Source organism: Helicobacter jaachi, assembly GCF_000763135.2.
Lineage (GTDB): Bacteria > Campylobacterota > Campylobacteria > Campylobacterales > Helicobacteraceae > Helicobacter_C > Helicobacter_C jaachi.
The window spans coordinates 427,892-445,269 of sequence record NZ_JRPR02000001.1; the positions used below are offsets into that span (position 1 = coordinate 427,892).

The following is a 17,378-nucleotide window of genomic DNA, read 5'->3' on the forward strand; positions in this document are numbered from 1 at the left end:
CTATAATTTTAGGAGATATTATGCGGTATAAAATATTTTTAGCACTGCTATGTGCGGTAAATATGTGGGCAGAAGATGTGTATGCGATTTTTAACGCAGAGGCGATAAAAGATGCTAAATTAACTCTAGCTACAAGTGGCATTGTGGAGGAAATCTTTGTAGATGTGGGGAGTGAGGTGAAAGAAAATGATGTGCTTTTAAGCCTCTTTAATAAAGATGTGCAATCTCAAATGCAATCCACACAGCAGCAATATTTATTTGCTAAAAAGCAATATGAGCGCTACCAACGCTCTGGCGGGGCTGTGGATAAAAATACGCTTGATAAATACTATTTTGAGTATAAAAAGCTTGAGGCAGATTATGCCTATCAGCAAGCCATGCTTAGTAAAACACAGCTCAAAGCGCCATTTGATGGCATAATCGCGGAGAAAAATATCGAGCTAGGCGATGGCGTGAGTGCTAATAGCACGGATTTGTTTCGCATTATTAGCAAAGATGTAAAACTGGTGCTTGAGTTTGATTTTAAATACGCAAGTAAGGTCAAAGTGGGTGATTTATTTAGCTTTAGGATTGATGGTAAGCCACAGAATCTAGAAGTAAAAATATCAAAAATCTATCCCACCGCTAGCACTAGCACGCGCAAGGTGAAAGCAGAAGCTTTAGCGTCTAATGTTATACCCGGCACATTTGGCGATGGCTATATCCATGTAACAGAAGCAAAATAGGACATAAATATGTATAAATTTGCCATTACTCGTCCTGTAACTACACTTATGTTTGCCTTTGCAATTTTGTTTTTTGGCTTTTTGGGTGTGTTTAAAATGCCAACTTCACTATTTCCTAATGTGGATTTTCCCATTGTGGTTGTTATCACTAGCTATCCGGGCGCGAGTGCGGAGATTGTTGAGACAAAAGTGACAGATAAAATTGAGGAAGCCATTATGGGCATTGATGGCATTAAGCGTGTAACTTCCAATTCTGTGCGCAATACAAGTGTGGTTATTGTGCAGTTTGAGCTAGAAAAGCCCCTTGATGTGGCTGTGAATGATGTGCGCGACAAAGTTGGCTCTGTGCAGCTAGATTCTGGAGTGAAAACGCCTAGCATTAATAAATTTGATAGCTCATCTTCGCCTATTATCTCACTTTTTTTGACTAGCGATAAGGTTAAGTCTTCAGAAATGATGAGGCATGCTAAGGATAATATTAAGCCGCTTTTGCAAAAAATATCAGGTGTAGGCGGGGTGGAGCTAAGGGGATATAGGCAGCGACAGATTAGAATCTATGTAAGCCCTACGATGCTTAATAAATACGCACTCACTTATGTAGATATTGCGAATAAAATTGGATTAGAGAATCTAGAAATTGATGGCGGGCGGCTCGTTGGCGCGCTGCAAGAATGGTCTGTGGTGACTGATGCGCAAAGTGTCAATTTAGATGATGTGAGTAATATCCGCGTAGCAGAGGGCGTTAGGCTAGGGGATATTGCCACTATCGAAGATGGCATAGAGGAGGATAGGACTTTTGCTGCATTCAATAAAACGCAGGGCGTTATTTTTGAAGTGCAAAAGATTGCAGGTGCAAATGAAATTGCTATTGCTGATGAGGTGATGAAAGTTTTGCCACAAATTGAGGCTATAAGCCCAGAGTATGAGATTAAGCCCTTTAAAGATACCACACAGCACATTCGCGCAGCCATTTCATCTGTAGAATTTGATGTATTTTTGGGCGTAATACTTGCTGTGTCTGTGGTGTTTTTGTTTCTGCGTAGTGCGACTATTACGCTTGTTTCGGCTGTGAGTATTCCTGTGTCTATTTTTGGCACTTTTGCACTTATGAATTTCTTTGGATTTTCGCTTAATATGCTCACACTGCTTGCTGTAGCCCTTGCCATTGGAATTATTATTGATGATGCGATTGTGGTGATTGAAAATATTCATAAAAAGCTTGAAAGCGGTATGCGTAAGCGTGAAGCAGCTTATGAGGGTGTGCGCGAAATAGGCTTTGCGCTCATTGCTATTTCGGCTATGCTACTATCTGTTTTTATCCCTGTGGGCAGTATGAGTGGTATTGTGGGGAGATTTTTTCAAAGCTTTGGGATTACTGTGGCAGCGGCTATTGGGATTTCTTATATTGTTGTTATTACTATAATCCCCATGATTTCTGCCATTGTGGTAAATCCTACGCATTCAAGATTCTATTATCGCACAGAGCCATTTTTTAAAGCCCTTGATAGCTATTATGTGCGCACTTTAGGCTTTGTGCTGCGACATAGATTAAAGGTGGTTGTTGGTATTTTTGGCGTGTTTTTCTTGTCTTTAATGCTACTAGCAAAGCTTGGTATGGAGTTTATTCTGCCCGATGATAAAAGCGAATTTCAGGTGTTTATGGAGGCAAAGCCGGGCATTAGCATAGAATCTATGAAGCAAAAAACGGGCATTTTGCAAGATATTGTAATGGCGGATAAAAATGTAGATTTTACCACTTTGCAAATTGGTTACAACTCGGAGAGAAATATTTTTAAAGCCCAAATCTATGCGCATCTTAAACCCATAAAAGAGCGCGAATTATCGCAATTTGTGATTATGGAGCAAATTGGTGATAGGCTCAAAGCAAGCGCAGTGGGCAAGGAGTTTATTTTATCTTTATCAGAAGTATCAGATTTTGCTGGTGGGGACGATTCGCCCTATCAGGTGGCAATTTTAGCCCCTAATGAAGAGGCATTACAAACATCTAAAGATAATCTTATTGCGTTACTTAATAATGATGAGTTACTCGCTGGAAAGGTAGATAATATCCACCTAAATACCGCACCAAATTCACCCGAATACCGCCTAAAAATTCTTAAAGCAAATGCCAATCGCTACGGCGTTAGCTCAAAAGATATAGGCGAGGTAGTGCGCGGGGCATTCTCTGGTGAGGCGGCAATTGCTTATTATAAAGAAAATGGCAAGGAGTATGATATTACTATCCGCGCACCTAGTGGGGATAGAATCTCACTTAATGATATTAAAAAATTACAAGTGCGTAATGCAAAAGGGGATTTAATGTTTTTAGAAGGGCTTGTAGAGATAGAATCTACAAGCGCACCATCGGTGATTACGCGCTTTGATAGGCAACGCTCTGTGATTGTGTATGCTTATCCTAAGAAAAATTCTGGCATTTCTTTGGGCGATATGATGAATGTAACGGCGCAAAAGGCGAGCCAATGGTTAGTTCCTGGCTCAAGCTTTAAGCTTCAGGGTGAGGCAGAAAATGCAGAAGAAATGATGGTAGCATTTTTAGTAGCGGTCTTAACGGCTGTAGTGCTTATTTATCTTATACTCGCCGCACTATATGAATCATTCTTGCAGCCTGTGATTATTATGATGACCTTGCCCTTTAGCTTTTCTGGTGCGTTTATCGCCCTTTTTGTGGTGCAGCAGCCTTTTAGTATGTTTTCACTTATGGGACTTATGATACTTATGGGCTTAGTTGGTAAAAATGCTACATTACTCATTGATGTAGCAAATGAGAAGCGCAAGGAGGGGTATAGCACCGATGAAGCACTTATATTAGCAGGTGAATCGCGCCTGCGCCCTATTCTTATGACCACCATTGCTATGGTCTTTGGTATGATACCGCTGGCTATTTCTAGTGGTTCTGGAGCGGGTATGAAGTCGCCTATGGGGGTTTGTATCATCGGCGGGCTGCTTTTTTCAATGTTTTTGAGCCTGCTTATTGTGCCAGCTATGTATAGGTTGCTAGCGCCCCTTGATGATTGGATACAAAGATTCTATAAGCCAAAGGCGGAGGATAAATTTTAAACATACCTAAAGCGCGTTATAATGTGGCATTTAAAGCGAGGTAGAAAATGCACAAGATGATAATGTGTTTGGCTCTCTGTATGGGGCTTAGGGCAGATTCTATAAATGATGTTTTAGCTCAAACTTGCATTAAAAAGCATTACGCGCAGGTAGCTAAGATTGCCAATAATGAAGTGATACTAAAAGATGGCAGCCGCTTTGTGTGGGACGATGGATTGGATAAAAGCTATGAGCAAAAGCTCTCAAATCCTGATATGAATGATGCTTTTGGCACTCCTTATCCTCTAAGCGGCTTTGTAACAAAGCGTGATGAGGATACCTCGCGCATACGACATTTGGGGTTTTATAAGCAAATTTATGGGCATACAGAATCTGAAGTAAAAAAGCAGCTAGTAACGCTTGCGTGGTTTGAAAATTTCCCTAAAAACTTTGTGCTAATAACAACAGCAAATGGCGTGGATAAAGCCTTAACACGCGTGATAGCAAGGCTTAAACAATTGCCCAAGGAGTATCATAAATTTTTGATGTATCAAGATACATTTTATTGGCGCAATATAGCAGATTCTCCTAATCTTAGCCCGCATAGCTTTGCCATTGCGCTAGATATTAATACTAAATTTTCTAAATATTGGCTATGGGATAAAAAGCAGCACGATATGTATCATTATGAAAATGAAATCCCACTAGAGATTGTGCGGGCGTTTGAGGAGGAGGGCTTTATATGGGGTGGGCGATGGTGGCATTATGATACAATGCATTTTGAGTATCGTCCAGAGATTATCTGCTACGCCAAAGGCATAGCTACCAAATCGCAAAACTAGGGACAAAATGCAGAGGGTTATAGAATCTAGATTCTATAAAGCCTTGATTTTATTATTTACAAAATAAAGCGCCATATGAGGTAGCTGCCCCATACAAAAGCGACAAAAAGGCAAGAAAGTAGCTGCAAGGCGCTGCCCATATCTTTAGCTTTTTTGGCAAGTGGGTGAATGTCAAGGCTTGTAAAATCAATGGCATTTTCAATCGCAGAGTTAATAAGCTCGGCTAAAACACACATCACACAAGGCAGTACGAGCAGCACAAGCTCTACCCAACTTTGCGCAAGAAAAAAGGCTATAAGACTTAAGACAATGCCTATAAGCAGCACTTGCCTAAAGCCCTCTTCCTCTTGCCACGCAGCCCTTATGCCATCAAGTGAGAAAAAAAAGGCATTATAAAGACGCTTAAAGCCCCTCTTGCCCTTCTTGTCATTGCGCTCTGGCTTTTTTTGCATAAGATTAGTTTGAAATCACTTCAAGTTCGTAGTTTTCAAAAAAGTGGGATATATTTGGGTCTTCCATAAATACTTCTGGTGAGACAAACTGCAGCTCTCTATCTTTTTTATGTGAGAATAAAAAGCCTAGCTCGTGCGTATTGCCTAACATGTAAGATTCTAAGGCATCGCCAAATTTTATAAGCGCATCTTGATAAAAATCACCATTAAGCATAAGGCTCGCGCCAATGGTAAAAAGCGTATTTATTTGCTTTGCATACTGGGCGTAAGTCTCTCTATCTGCAGGCATACCTTGCAGCGCGCTAGTAAGCTCAAAATATTTATACAAATCATTGCTAAAGCCTCTATCTCTAGTCTTTATCATACTTTTATTGATAGCGTATTTATATCCCATATCATCTACAGAATCTACCGCACCATCGCCCGCATTAAAAGTGTCTTGGAGCATGATTTTGGCATAAAATTCCTCTAAAATTTGCGCAATGTTTTGCGTGCTAAATTGGCTGCGTTGGTAGGTCTCCTCATTTTGCACTTCATAATCGGCATTTGAGGCTTTAATGTTGCAATGCACTTGCTCAATGAGTTGATCATCACTTTGGTTTAGTGCAACATCACACGCTGCATTTTGAGGGATAAACGATTGGACAACATTCATAATCTGCTCATAAGCTTGCTTATCCTCTTGTGCTTCTGGTTCTTGTGTTTCTAGCTTCATTTCTTTCACATTCAGCAAAGCTTGTAGCGAATGTTCATCAAGTGAATTAATATCAAAGCCCACACCGCGCAAGATAAAGTTGGCATAATCATCTATATTGACCACAATTTGCTTGCTATAACAGCCCACTTGCAAGATACCCTCACATACAAAAGGCTCCCAGCTAGTAATAGCGGCTACTTTGCTTGTGATATTTTCCATTTGTTTGTTGAGCGTTTGCTCCATTTGGCTTTTCATTTCTTTAGTTTTTGATGAAACAAAAATACCTAGTGCTATGGCGATAAGCGCGCCAATTCCTAAGATAAGGGCGATGAGTTTTTTCATAAATGTCCTTTGGAGAAATGGGATAAGTAAAGGGAGGGATTATAGCATAAATTCATAATTATTGATGTGTATAGAATCTAGCCCATCTTGTGCAGATAGGCTAGTAAACGAGGCTTATTGTTTCATACTAGTAGCGCTTGCAGAGACCTTATCTACTTCACTAAAGTTATAGGGCTTAGTGTTTTTATCAAGCTCTAAGAGTTCTTTTGGCGCTTCGCCATTGATTTCTTTATGTTTGTAATAGCGCTCTCCCGCAGTATGTCCATTTAAATCAATCTTATAGACAATTTCGCCGGGATTAAACTTTTGAATATCATCAAAGCCTAGATTTGAGGTTTTAAAGCCTTTGATGCCATTTTGGTTAGCGATTTCTACAAGTTTAGTTTGTCCCATTCTTGCCATTTCAACTGCTTGAAGTAGCATACGGCTCGCCTCTCGAGGATTATGGAATCCTGTGGAGTTTTCCGCACCTACAAAGTCGCCTCTCATTTGCCCACGTCGGTGAAGCTCTAGTGGCTCTTGAAGGGCTTTTGAAATCTTAGCATCATCTGGCTTGCCATCTGTTTGGTAAGCAGGGAGTTTGCCAAGCTCTTCGCGCAATTTTTTAATATCAAAAATAAGGCTAACAGTCGCATATTCCGCACTTCTTAAATCAAAGGCTACAGATTTTTGAATATCAGCAATTTGTTGCTTTAGATACTCCTCAGGTTGAGCGTGGCAGGTTTTGCACGCAGAGTTAATATCAAAAAGTGGCGAAGTGATATTGTGCTGTGTGACTTTTTTCCCGCCAGCACCTTTAATGTAGGGCATATGGCAGTCTGCACAGCTCACGCCATTTGCCGCATGCACGCCGCCGCTAAACATTTCATATTCTGGGTGCTGAATCTTAATCATAGGCGCCTTAGTTTCTTTATGCGTCCAGTCTTCTTTAAATACAGGGCGGACAGCATCATAATGCTCATCAAGCATTTCTATTCTAAAGTTTTCACCCTTTTTCCACGCACTCCATGGGAATGTGAGATTAATGCCATCAACTTCAATTTCTGTAGCCTTATTACCTTCTCTCCAATGCTCGTATTCATCATAAGTTTTTTGCGTGCCATTCCACCATTTTTTGCTTGTATCAGTAGCGATAGATTCACCCATGACTTTGACCTTTTGACCTGTGGGCTTAAAGTAGTATTCCACATGGCATTGCGCGCATACGAGCGTTCTCATCTCTTTTCTATCCGCTTTTACGCCTTGCACAGGGTCGGCTTGATAGCCTCTGCCTACAAGGGCGTTAATGAGCGCAGGGCGCACTACTCTTAGGCTCATATCATCAGGATTATGGCAGTCTGCGCAGGTTACACCCATTCTTTTGCCCCCATGTGGCCCGCTATGCTCTGCTGAACCCTCTTGAATGCCATTTCGTGCGGGAATATTTTTTATCATAGTCCAATATTTTGTGCTATTAAATACAGAAAAATCCCCTTTGGCCGCATTTTTAATAAGCCACGGAGTCCAGCCGCTATGGCAATTCATACAAGCAGCAGGCTGTCCGCCAAATTTTGCAAAACCATGCGCGTTAAGAAAATCTTTATTATTCCTTGCTGTGTCCATTTGGTCTACTTGAATCCAAAAATGCCCGCGCTCTTCATTTGCATCAATGCTAAATGGATAGCCTGCCCACAAAATCGTTAATTGCGGGTAGCGGATAAGTTTTGAATACGACAAATTCCCCCCGAAATTTGTATATTTTGGGGTGTCTGTCTCTACTTTGAGATACATATCAAGGTATTCAGGGAAGTTTTTACCCCAAAAATCAAATGTTGGATTCTCATCTGTAAGCTCTACAAGCTGTTTGGAGATAACGCCAGTATTGCCCGCTTGCTTTGATGAAATATCTTGATTAAGCCACAAAAGTGCCACTATAACCACAACAGCCACAACAATCAGTATAGGCAGCATTCCTCTTTTTTTCTGCATCTTGTCCTCCTTAAAGTCTTATTTTAGAATCCTCGCTTGTGTCCTACGCCCTCATGGCACGAAACACAGCTTAAAGCGTTATTATGTCCGGGTGTGGTCGTGGGATTAACCGCATTTTGCACATAATCGATATGACATCGCACACAATTATCTTGCACCATTTGCTTACTTGAGGCATTGGCGCTAAGGTTAGTGGGCAATGTCTCAAGCTCAAAAGTAAAGGCATAGGCGTGTCCAACGCCACTTTTAGCCTTTGCAATCCATTTGGATACAAAATTATGCGGTAAATGGCAATCATTGCAAGTCGCTCTTGGCTGTCCTGCGATTTTTTGAGAGTGAGGGGCGCTAAGATAGTCGTTATACACCTCGTTCATAATGTGGCAATTATTGCACGCTTCGCTATCATTACTAAGATATGATGTGCCTTTGGCATGGTAAAATGTATAGCCCGCAAGCACAACAACGGCAATGATGAGAAAGGTGAAAATATTTGACAGCAGAGAGGACGACTGATTTTGTCTATCTCGTCTCAATAAACCCTCCTTATTTGTGTTGCCGAGTGAGAATCTATAAGAAAACACTCGCTAGAATTTTATTATTATTGCTATAAAAATGATTTGATAAATATCAAATAAAGGGGAAATATGTTTTTTTATACAAGTTTGGAGAGCGCACTTTTTGCTAGTGAACCTGTGCGTTTTGCGCTCACTCATCGCTTAGGAGGTGTGAGTAAAGGCGCATTTAGCACGCTTAATCTTGGTTATCATGTGGGCGATGCGGCACACGATGTAGCGCAAAATCACGCACTTATCGCGCATAGATTCTATAATTGCTTTAATGTGCAATCTATAGAAGCGCCCATAGTGCATTATTGTAATCAAATACACAGCACGCATAGCTTGATATTAGAAGATGCCTTTGCTAGTCAAAATATAAGTGGCGCAAGCGTGTGTTTGGGCGAGGCTGATGGGATTATCACGCATACACCCCATAAGCTCGCCCTCATTATGGTGGCAGATTGTAATTCCATTTTGCTCTATGATAGAATCCACCGCGCCCTTGCGCTCATACACGCTGGGCGCAAGGGCGTGTTTGGCAATATTTTGCAAGCGACCCTAGAGCATTTGCACACACATTTTGCCACGCGCGCGCAGGATATATTGATGTATGTGGGCGCATCTATTCGTGCTTGCTGCTATGAGGTGGGCAAAGAGATACAAAATGAAGCGCTAGCACTCTTTGGGCGCGATGTGTTGCAGCGCAATAGGCTTGATTTGATTATGTGTCTCACAATGCAGGCAAGGGCGCTAGGCATTATGGATAATCATATCGAGATAAGTCCGCATTGCTCATGCTGTGAGCCTTTGTTGTATTCATATCGAAAGGAGCGCATAACTGGGCGCTTTGGGCTTTTAGCGATGATAGAATCTTAGATTCTGCGTGCCATTGTGCTTAGGACTTTAGATAATTTGCAGCCATTTTGGCAAATAGGCTACAAATCTATCTTGTATAAGGCTATGGTGCATAAGATTGCCTTTGAATACCACTTTCTCCACATTATGGGCTTTTGCAAGCTCTACAAGGCTTAGGGATAGAATCTCGCATATCGAGCTTACTGCGCCATAAGCTACGCCCTCTATTTCTAGCCCTCCAAGCAGGTAGCAAAGCGGCAAGCGCAGGGATTTCTCCACATCAATACTGCATATCTCGCTCCCGCTTAATTTCATATATCAAGCTTGCTTACATGCGCAAATAAATATGATTGCGCTGCCTTAAGCGTATCAAGTGCGCAAGGCTTGCGTTCGCCAAACATCTCGCCTATGAGCTTTAAGATATCGCTCATATTATGCGATATCTCCGCTTGTGCGTGATTTATAGAATCTACAGATTCTATATGTGGCTGCATTTTGCGCCATTGCTCATAATTCTCCACAAGGCGCGCGCCAAGCTTATTTCTGCCTCTTAGATTCTGTAATAATATAGGCAAATGCGCCGAAAAGCTACAATGCAGTAAATTTTCGCCCTCTGTTTTATAAATGCGTGTGGGCAAATGCGTATCAAGCTCAAGGCAAAGCGTTTCAGTGCTTAAATCATCGTTCATATCATGGATAAAGGGGAGTGTTTTAAAAGTTTTTGGCGTTGTGATATAGGCATTTGCGTTATTTAGCGGCTCTTCAATATGCCCAAAACTATCCCAAAAATCAGGCTCACTGCACGCGATACAGCCATGTCCGGCGCGCACAGGCCAACTTGTTTTAGCGTTAAATTTCACCTTAGGGCAGTTATTTGAGACATAAGGTCCCTTGCAGCCCACTTTATACAAGCAATATCCATCTTGCAAGCGCTCATCATCAAAGCTTTGGGCAAAATCGCCCGCTTCAAATCTCGCCCTGCGCTCGCATAAATCGTGCAAATTTTTGCCATAGCTCCACAAAGGGCGATTAAGCTCATCGCAAGGCGGGAGGGTTTTTAGCAAAATATAATACATAAGGCTACCTATGATGTTTGTTTCGCTAGGTGGGCAGCCCGGGATATTAATCACGCGTTGTTTAAGGAGCGAGCTTATACCTTTTGCATGCGTGGGATTAGGGTAGGCTGCCTGCACACCGCCAAAGCTACTGCAAGTGCCAATGGCAAAAATGGCTTGAGCTTGCTCTGCTGCTTCCTTGCACTCCATTTCGCCTGTGATACTCTCTGCGCCAGAGGTTAAAAAGTATGCGTTTTCGCCCAAAGACACGCCGCCTTCAATGACTAAAATAAAATCCTTCTTTAATCCATCGTGCAAGGACTTTTTCGCGCCAAAGCCCACTGCACCCATAATCGTTTCGTGATATTCTATAGATATGCACTCAAAAATAAGCGATTCTAGCCCGGGTTTATCAAGCCTTAGGAGGCTTTCACTACAGCCTGTGCATTCTGCCATATGCAGCCATACAAGGTTGGTTGGAGGCTTATGTGTGAGAATCTGTGCGCACATCTCCGCGCCCTCTTTTGGAATTCCAAGCAGGGAGCAAATCTGTGATACCCACTCCTTATTTGCTTCAAAGCGCGGCGTAGGGTGAGCTGCTTTTACCTCATCTAAGTGCGTTTGCAATCGCTCTAGCATGGCTATTTTATCCATTTATCTCTCCCTTTTTCTAGATTCCATACTTCACTAAAGTATGACTTAAATTATAGAATCTACGCTTTTTAGCCCCCGCCGCAGTGCTTCTCCTGATAGGCTAAAAGCCTTAGATTTTCTTTACTTAATTCATAGTCTTTATCAAATTTTTTGCGCACGACTTGTTCGATGATATTAAGGCTGTGTGAATCTTGGCTAAGCATATCAAGCACAAGCCCATAGAGCTGAATATTTTGCGCGATGCATTCAAGTGCTTTATGGCGATTTTGGATAAAGAGCTGCTCATTTTTGGTGTATTCTTGCAGTTTTAGCACAATGGCGGAAAAAACGCGCGCCACTAAATGCGGCTTAATGTATTGTGAAAGTATGCTAGGTAGCTTATCAAGCCATTTGGGCAGCTGCTCTTTTTGCATAAAAAGCAGCACGGGCAAAATATTCATTATAGATTCTGTATATTTATCCACAGAGCGCAGCTCAAACTTAAGCCACAATCGCTCAAATAATCCATAATGATAAGATTGCAAATCCATGCGCTTCCCCCTCCCATGTAGATTCATATAGATTCTGTAGCATTTATAGAATCTGTGCTTGCATTATTATTATAAATCTCTGTGCCAATGCCCTGTGTAGTAAAAAGCTCTAATAAAAGCGAGTGCTCCACGCGCCCATCAATGATATGCGCTTTTTCTACGCCATTTTCCACGCAATCTACGCAGGCTTCAAGCTTTGGTATCATACCTCCGCTAATTACGCCCTCTCTTTCTAGCTGCTTAATCTGCGAAGGGTTAAGGGAGGAGATGAGCGCGTTATTCTTATCTAGCACGCCGGCAATATCGCTTAAAAATATAATCTTTTTTGCCTTTAATGCCTTTGCAATGTGGCAGGCTGCTATATCGGCATTAATATTATAGCCCAAATGCCTAGCTCCCTCACCTGTGGCAATGGGCGCAATAATTGGCACAAAACCATCATTTATAATATCCAATAAAAAGCTAGGATTTACCGCTGTGATTTCTCCAGTGTAGCCTAATGCACCATTATCTTTTGCCCTAGCTTGCAATAATTGCGCATCTTTACCGCTTATGCCCACTGCCTTTGCGCCATAGAAGTTTAAAAATGCTGTGAGTTCTTTATTAATCTCCCCGCTTAGCACCATTTCCACAACGCGCATAGAATCTGCGCAGGTCACGCGATAGCCATTTATGAATTTACTCTCAATGCCCATACTCTCAAGTATTTCATTAATGCGCTTTCCCCCACCATGCACAATTACAGGCTTAATACCAAGCATATACATCATCACAATATCAAGGGCGAATTTTTCTTTTAGCTCAATACTGCTTTGCGCTGCGCCGCCGTATTTAATCACTACAATTTGTCCGCGAAAGATTCTAATAAAGGGCAGAGAATCTAGCAATATCTTCACAACTTTTGCATTTTTCTGCATAACTTAAACCCCTTATTCAAAGTTGAAATGTATTATATCTTAATTTCTAAGGCAAGGAGGTGAATATGAATATAGTCATTCTTGATGCGGATACTTTGGGGGAATGTGATTTAAGCCAGATAGAGGCTTTGGGCGATGTAGTGAGCTATGGCTTTACAGAATCTGCGCAGGCTTTGGAGCGCTGCAGGGAGGCTGATATTATTATTACTAATAAAGTTATCCTTAATGAGGCGCTTTTAAAGCAGCTTAATAAGCTTAAGCTCATTTGCATTACCGCTACAGGCACTAATAATGTAGATTTAGATTATGCCGCACAAAGGGGGATTGTGGTGAAAAATGTCGCGGGCTACTCTACAGATTCTGTAGCGCAGCATACTTTGAGCTTGGTGCTGCATTTTTTGGCGTATCTTAGCTATTATGATAATTATTGCAAAAGTGGGGAGTGGTGTGAAAGCAAGGTATTTGCGCATATCCATAGCGGTATGAGGGAGCTTAAGGGCTTGCAGTGGGGCATTATTGGCTTTGGGAATATTGGGCAAGAGGTCGCAAGGCTCGCACAATGCTTTGGCGCGAATGTGAGCTATCACTCCACAAGCGGCAAAAATACGCAGCAGAGCATTACACATAAAAGCTTAGAGCAGATTCTATCCCAAAGTGATATCATCTCTATCCACGCTCCGCTTAATACGCATACGCATAATCTCATTAATGCCACGAATTTGCCATTATTAAAAGATAATTGCATACTCATTAATGTCGGACGCGGAGGGATTGTGAATGAGCGTGATATAGCGGCGTTTTTGCGCACTAAATCTATGTTTTTTGGCACAGATGTGCTAGAGAATGAGCCTATGAAACCAAATCACCCATTTTTAGACAAAGCCATCGCGCCTAAAATCCTGCTCACTCCACACATCGCGTGGGCGTATGAAGAGGCTAGGGCAAAGCTTCTTTCACTCACTGCGCAAAATATCCGCGAGTTTCTAGGCTAGATTCTATAGAATCCACGCTATTGCTTTTGTAAAAGCCGCGCGCATCTTGCAAAGCGCAGCAGAGCCGCGCATTTTGCGCTTTAGTAAAATTATTGCCCCTGAATATGCAAGATAAAATCACCCCTTTGGGCTTTTAGTGTCTCTAAAAACGCACTATCTTCTAGCTTGCCCAAAAACACAAGCCCGCTATGTGGTGGCTGCGCTTCATAAAAAATGCCTAAATTTCCCCAAGGTGAAAAGTAAAATAAATCCCCAATTTGCGGGATATAACCACTTTTTCCCTGTTTTGTGAGCCGCTTAGACAAGGCTGGGCTTATCTTTTCCTTTCCTACATAATCGCTAAAGTTTAAGCTTAAAGGCAGCAGGCTTGCAAACTCTAACGCTGCAGGGCTAGAATCTAGCGCCACATTTGTGCTTAGTTTTTCACCATTTGCCTCTAGGATTAATTTCACGCTCATATTAGCTCCTTTTGTCACTGCTTTTGCACTTACATTTATCTTTGCACCCTGCGCAGGCACATTCACACCTAAAAATAGAAAAGTTAGCATTAAGATTCTATAGCTCATATACTCTCCTTGAATCTAGTATTTTGCATTTAACTTAGCGCCCTATACAAGCCTTTTTAGCGGCTTTGCAGGATTTCCACCCACTATCACATTTGCTGGCACATCTTTTGTCACTACGCTCCCTGCGGCAATAATAGCATTATCACCGATATTTACCCCCGGGCAAATAATCGCGCCAATGCCTATCCACACGCGATTGCCGATATTTATGGGCTTGCAAAAAGTCGCTTTGCGTCGCTGTGGGTCAAAGTCGTGATTAATAGTCGTTAGGCGGCAGTTTGGCGCGATAAACACACCATCACCAATATTTATGCCACCTCGGTCCATAAAAGTGCAGTTTTGATTCATAAAAAAGTCGCGCCCTACGCGGATATTACGCCCAAAATCTGTGTAAAATGGCGGGATAATCCACACACTAGAATCTAGCTCCTGCCCTGTAATCTCACTCCAAATCTCGCGCACCTCCTCTTCGCTGTGCCACACGCTATTTAGCATATGTGTAAGGCCCATTGCGCGGCGAATGATTTCTAGAATCTGCTCGCATTCAGGGTCATTCATATCCACTAGCTCGCCTGCTTTATCACGCGTGAAAATATCTCTTTTGCTTGTAGGAGCAGGCGTGCTGCGCCACTTTTTATGCGTCCTATCAAGCCCAATTTTACTAGGCAGACTTTGTGCTAGCTCTAGATTCTGTAATCTCTTAGTATCCATGCTTGTCCTTTAAATACTTCCACTATCGATGACATAGCGGTAGCGCGCTTGTTTGTTTAGCACATTTTGCCACGCAGAATTTACGCTATTTGCCTTAATTATCTCAATTTGTGGGCGGATATTATGCGCTGCGCAGTAGTTTATCACATCTTGCGTTTCTTTCATATCGCCAATAAGCGATGCGGTGTAATTCACGCGCGATTGACTAAGGGCTAGATTTGACAAACTCACCTCAAATTTAGGCGGCATACCCACCTGCGTGAAAGTCCCAAAGGGCTTCACACACGCCGCATACGCCCCCACATCAAAGGCTGCAGGTATCGTGCTTATCATATAATCAAGGCTGCCTTTATACGCATTTAGCGCGCTTGTATCCTTTAGCGCGTCTTTAACTACAATCACCTCACTTGCCCCAAAGCCCTTAATATCGGCACTTTTAAGAGACGTGGTAGTGAAAGCATAGACTTTCGCGCCCTTGCTTACAGCAAGTTTTACCGCCAAATGCCCCAAGCCGCCAATGCCCGCCACACCGACTTTATCGCCCTTTTTAATATTATATTTCATCAAAGGCGAATAAGTCGTAACCCCCGCACAAAGCAAGGGCGCAGCCTCCTCAAAACGCAGATTCGCAGGGATTTTCACCGCAAAATGCGCATTTACCACGATATTACTCGAATATCCGCCCTGCGAAATGCCACTAGGCTCGCGCAAATCCTTAAAGCCATAAGTAAAAAGCGTGTCCTTGTCGTATTGCTCTCCGCCCTTTAGGCTATTTGGCGCGCTATGCAGCTTAAAATTATCGCACATGCAGCCCACACCCACTCTATCGCCCACTTTAAAGCCTTTGACTTTCGCGCCCACTTTTGCCACTATGCCTACGATTTCATGCCCGGGGACTTGCGGATATTGTTGAGCGCCCCAATCGCCCTTAATTTGATGAATGTCGCTATGGCAAATACTTGCAAACTTTATGTCAATCAAAATGTCATTATCGCTAAGGGCGCGCCGAAAAAACTCAAAAGGGCGCAAAATGCCACTATTATCAAAGGCAGCTAAGCCTTTGGATTTTATGGTGCTTGTGGTGCTTGCGTTTGCAGTGCTTGTAGCATTTGTAGTATTTGCAAAAAGATTTGATACTCCAGCATTTAGTGCCACAGCAGCTAATGTCCATTTCCCTGAATGCTTTAGAAACTCTCTGCGATGTTGATTTTTCATAATTTCTCCTTTTGATAGAATCTAAATTGAAAGTATAAAAGATGAGACTTACTCTAAGTCAAGGGGGATTGGGTAGATTTTATGAAAAATGCTACATAAAATAATTTAGATTCTATAGAATTTTAGATTTTTTCATATCATTTTTAATCGTAAAATACGTATTAGTTATAAATTTATTACTACATTATATTTTTATACCTACTTGATTTTATTAACTAAATCTATTAGCATTCCAAACGACAAATCAAGCCTTGCAATATGCAGAGGCAGATTTGATTTATTTTGAAAGGATTCTTATGAAAATAGCAGTATTATCAGCAAATGGCAAAAGTGGCAGTCTCGTTGTGAAAGAGGCTTTGGCAAGGGGTGATGAGGTGAGCGCCTTCGTGCGGCAAAACAAGCAAAATGTGCCAAATGGAGCAAAAATTATTACAAAAGATATTTTTAATATAGAATCTAGCGATTTGGCTGGCTTTGATGTGGTCGTAGATGCCTTTGGCGAGTGGGTAAATCTCTCTTTACACCTAAAACATATACAGCATTTGGCGCAAGTATTTAGCCATCTCTCGCACACAAGGCTTATAGTTATTGGCGGTGCGGGCAGCCTGTATGTGGATAAGGAGCATAAAACCCGTCTTTTAGATTTGCCCACATTCCCCAAAGAATACTTAGGCGTAGCGCAAGCTACAGCAGATGCGCTAGACTTTTTGAGAAAGCAGGATTTTAACTGGACTTATGTAAGTCCGCCGGCTGACTATGTCGCAGATGGCGCAAGAAGTGGGAAATATACTATTGGGGGTGAGGAGCTTTTCACTAACTCCAAAGGCGAGAGCAAGGGGAGCTATGCTGATTTAGCCCTTGCTGTGGTGGATATGGCGCATACTAATACGCACAACAAACAAAGAGTAAGCATAGTGAGCGAGATTTAGGGAATGCATAGCAGCGCGGTATTATAAAATTTAGTCTTAGATTCTATAAATTGAGTGATATGGACAGAAAGCAGGATAGTGATGCAGATTCTATAATTTCCACGCTGTTGCTTTTTTAACAAAAAGCCGCGTGGTCTTACAAATGTAAGCAAAGCTCACATTTGCGCCTAAAGTATAAAGTTATAGCTGCTTAAAGCATCTATCAACTTATTTTTAGGTTAGATTCTATAAGAAAATAGCGGCAGGATTTTAGAGTTAAAAACGGGGTTTTGGAGCAAAGTGTGCAGGGAGTTTATTAAATATAAATGACCAAA

Annotated in this window: 18 protein-coding genes; 6 read left to right on the plus strand and 12 right to left on the minus strand. The window is 41.9% G+C overall.

Annotated elements, in window-relative coordinates; all coding sequences use genetic code 11:
- The first annotated feature begins 20 nt into the window (after positions 1-20).
- From LS71_RS02170 to LS71_RS02180, 3 genes are read left to right on the plus strand one after another with little or no spacing between them, the layout of a single operon-like run.
- Positions 21-725 carry an efflux RND transporter periplasmic adaptor subunit gene (locus LS71_RS02170; RefSeq protein WP_034353750.1) on the plus strand — a complete coding sequence of 235 codons (705 nt, stop codon included), beginning with the start codon at positions 21-23 and terminating at the stop codon, positions 723-725.
- Between the two features lie 9 nt (positions 726-734).
- Positions 735-3,803, plus strand: a complete 3,069-nt coding sequence (locus LS71_RS02175; protein WP_034353748.1) for an efflux RND transporter permease subunit — start codon at positions 735-737, stop codon at positions 3,801-3,803.
- A 47-nt stretch (positions 3,804-3,850) separates the two neighbouring features.
- Positions 3,851-4,624, plus strand: coding sequence for a M15 family metallopeptidase (locus LS71_RS02180; protein ID WP_081946243.1), 774 nt, complete (start codon positions 3,851-3,853; stop codon positions 4,622-4,624).
- A gap of 56 nt (positions 4,625-4,680) precedes the next feature.
- On the opposite strand, the gene LS71_RS02185 is transcribed toward LS71_RS02180, so the two are convergent.
- From LS71_RS02185 to nrfH, 4 genes are all read right to left on the minus strand, one after another.
- Positions 4,681-5,076: a diacylglycerol kinase gene (locus tag LS71_RS02185; protein ID WP_034353746.1), complete on the minus strand. Its 396-nt coding sequence runs from the start codon at positions 5,074-5,076 to the stop codon at positions 4,681-4,683.
- 4 nt (positions 5,077-5,080) lie between these two features.
- A complete protein-coding gene (locus tag LS71_RS02190) occupies positions 5,081-6,115 on the minus strand; it encodes a hypothetical protein (RefSeq protein ID WP_034353744.1) in 1,035 nt (344 codons plus the stop codon).
- 114 nt (positions 6,116-6,229) lie between these two features.
- Entirely contained in the window at positions 6,230-8,083 is a 1,854-nt protein-coding gene (locus tag LS71_RS02195; RefSeq protein WP_034353743.1) for an ammonia-forming cytochrome c nitrite reductase subunit c552, read from the minus strand.
- A 23-nt stretch (positions 8,084-8,106) separates the two neighbouring features.
- Positions 8,107-8,583, minus strand: a complete 477-nt coding sequence (gene nrfH, locus LS71_RS02200; RefSeq protein WP_420810247.1) for a cytochrome c nitrite reductase small subunit — start codon at positions 8,581-8,583, stop codon at positions 8,107-8,109.
- A 144-nt stretch (positions 8,584-8,727) separates the two neighbouring features.
- Between nrfH and LS71_RS02205 the strand changes: the two genes are divergently transcribed.
- The gene (locus LS71_RS02205; RefSeq protein ID WP_034353737.1) at positions 8,728-9,516 is read left to right on the plus strand and encodes a purine nucleoside phosphorylase YfiH/LACC1 family protein; all 789 of its coding nucleotides are present in this window, start codon (positions 8,728-8,730) and stop codon (positions 9,514-9,516) included.
- Between the two features lie 27 nt (positions 9,517-9,543).
- Here LS71_RS02205 and LS71_RS09620 read toward each other — a convergent pair whose 3' ends face one another.
- The 4 genes from LS71_RS09620 to argB form a co-directional block, all read right to left on the minus strand.
- Positions 9,544-9,810, minus strand: a complete 267-nt coding sequence (locus LS71_RS09620) for a hypothetical protein (RefSeq protein WP_238700269.1) — start codon at positions 9,808-9,810, stop codon at positions 9,544-9,546.
- Complete coding sequence (locus LS71_RS02210) at positions 9,807-11,204, minus strand: hydrogenase small subunit (protein ID WP_238700270.1); 1,398 nt, start codon at positions 11,202-11,204, stop codon at positions 9,807-9,809. Before LS71_RS02210 ends, LS71_RS09620 begins: the two co-directional genes overlap by 4 nt.
- A 68-nt stretch (positions 11,205-11,272) precedes the next feature.
- Positions 11,273-11,734: a hypothetical protein gene (locus LS71_RS02215; protein WP_034353734.1), complete on the minus strand. Its 462-nt coding sequence runs from the start codon at positions 11,732-11,734 to the stop codon at positions 11,273-11,275.
- Positions 11,735-11,757: 23 nt separating this feature from the next.
- Positions 11,758-12,651 (minus strand): acetylglutamate kinase, encoded by an 894-nt coding sequence (gene argB / locus LS71_RS02220; RefSeq protein ID WP_052057923.1) that lies wholly within the window; start codon positions 12,649-12,651, stop codon positions 11,758-11,760.
- Positions 12,652-12,716: 65 nt separating this feature from the next.
- On the opposite strand from argB, the gene LS71_RS02225 reads away from it, so the two are divergent.
- Positions 12,717-13,643: a D-2-hydroxyacid dehydrogenase gene (locus LS71_RS02225; RefSeq protein WP_034353731.1), complete on the plus strand. Its 927-nt coding sequence runs from the start codon at positions 12,717-12,719 to the stop codon at positions 13,641-13,643.
- Between the two features lie 89 nt (positions 13,644-13,732).
- Here the strand turns inward: LS71_RS02225 and LS71_RS02230 are convergent, their stop codons facing one another.
- Genes LS71_RS02230 through LS71_RS02240 form a run of 3 tightly spaced genes read right to left on the minus strand, consistent with a single transcriptional unit; the run spans position 13,733 to position 16,135 of the window.
- A complete protein-coding gene (locus tag LS71_RS02230; RefSeq protein WP_238700272.1) occupies positions 13,733-14,209 on the minus strand; it encodes a cyclophilin-like fold protein in 477 nt (158 codons plus the stop codon).
- Between the two features lie 42 nt (positions 14,210-14,251).
- Positions 14,252-14,920, minus strand: a complete 669-nt coding sequence (locus LS71_RS02235; protein WP_081946242.1) for a sugar O-acetyltransferase — start codon at positions 14,918-14,920, stop codon at positions 14,252-14,254.
- Positions 14,921-14,929: 9 nt separating this feature from the next.
- Positions 14,930-16,135 carry an NAD(P)-dependent alcohol dehydrogenase gene (locus LS71_RS02240; RefSeq protein WP_034353729.1) on the minus strand — a complete coding sequence of 402 codons (1,206 nt, stop codon included), beginning with the start codon at positions 16,133-16,135 and terminating at the stop codon, positions 14,930-14,932.
- A gap of 296 nt (positions 16,136-16,431) precedes the next feature.
- Between LS71_RS02240 and LS71_RS02245 the strand changes: the two genes are divergently transcribed.
- The gene (locus LS71_RS02245; RefSeq protein ID WP_034353726.1) at positions 16,432-17,064 is read left to right on the plus strand and encodes an NAD(P)-dependent oxidoreductase; all 633 of its coding nucleotides are present in this window, start codon (positions 16,432-16,434) and stop codon (positions 17,062-17,064) included.
- Here LS71_RS02245 and LS71_RS09780 read toward each other — a convergent pair.
- Complete coding sequence (locus LS71_RS09780; RefSeq protein WP_275050978.1) at positions 17,061-17,186, minus strand: hypothetical protein; 126 nt, start codon at positions 17,184-17,186, stop codon at positions 17,061-17,063. The genes LS71_RS02245 and LS71_RS09780 overlap by 4 nt on opposite strands.
- Positions 17,187-17,378: the final 192 nt, after the last annotated feature.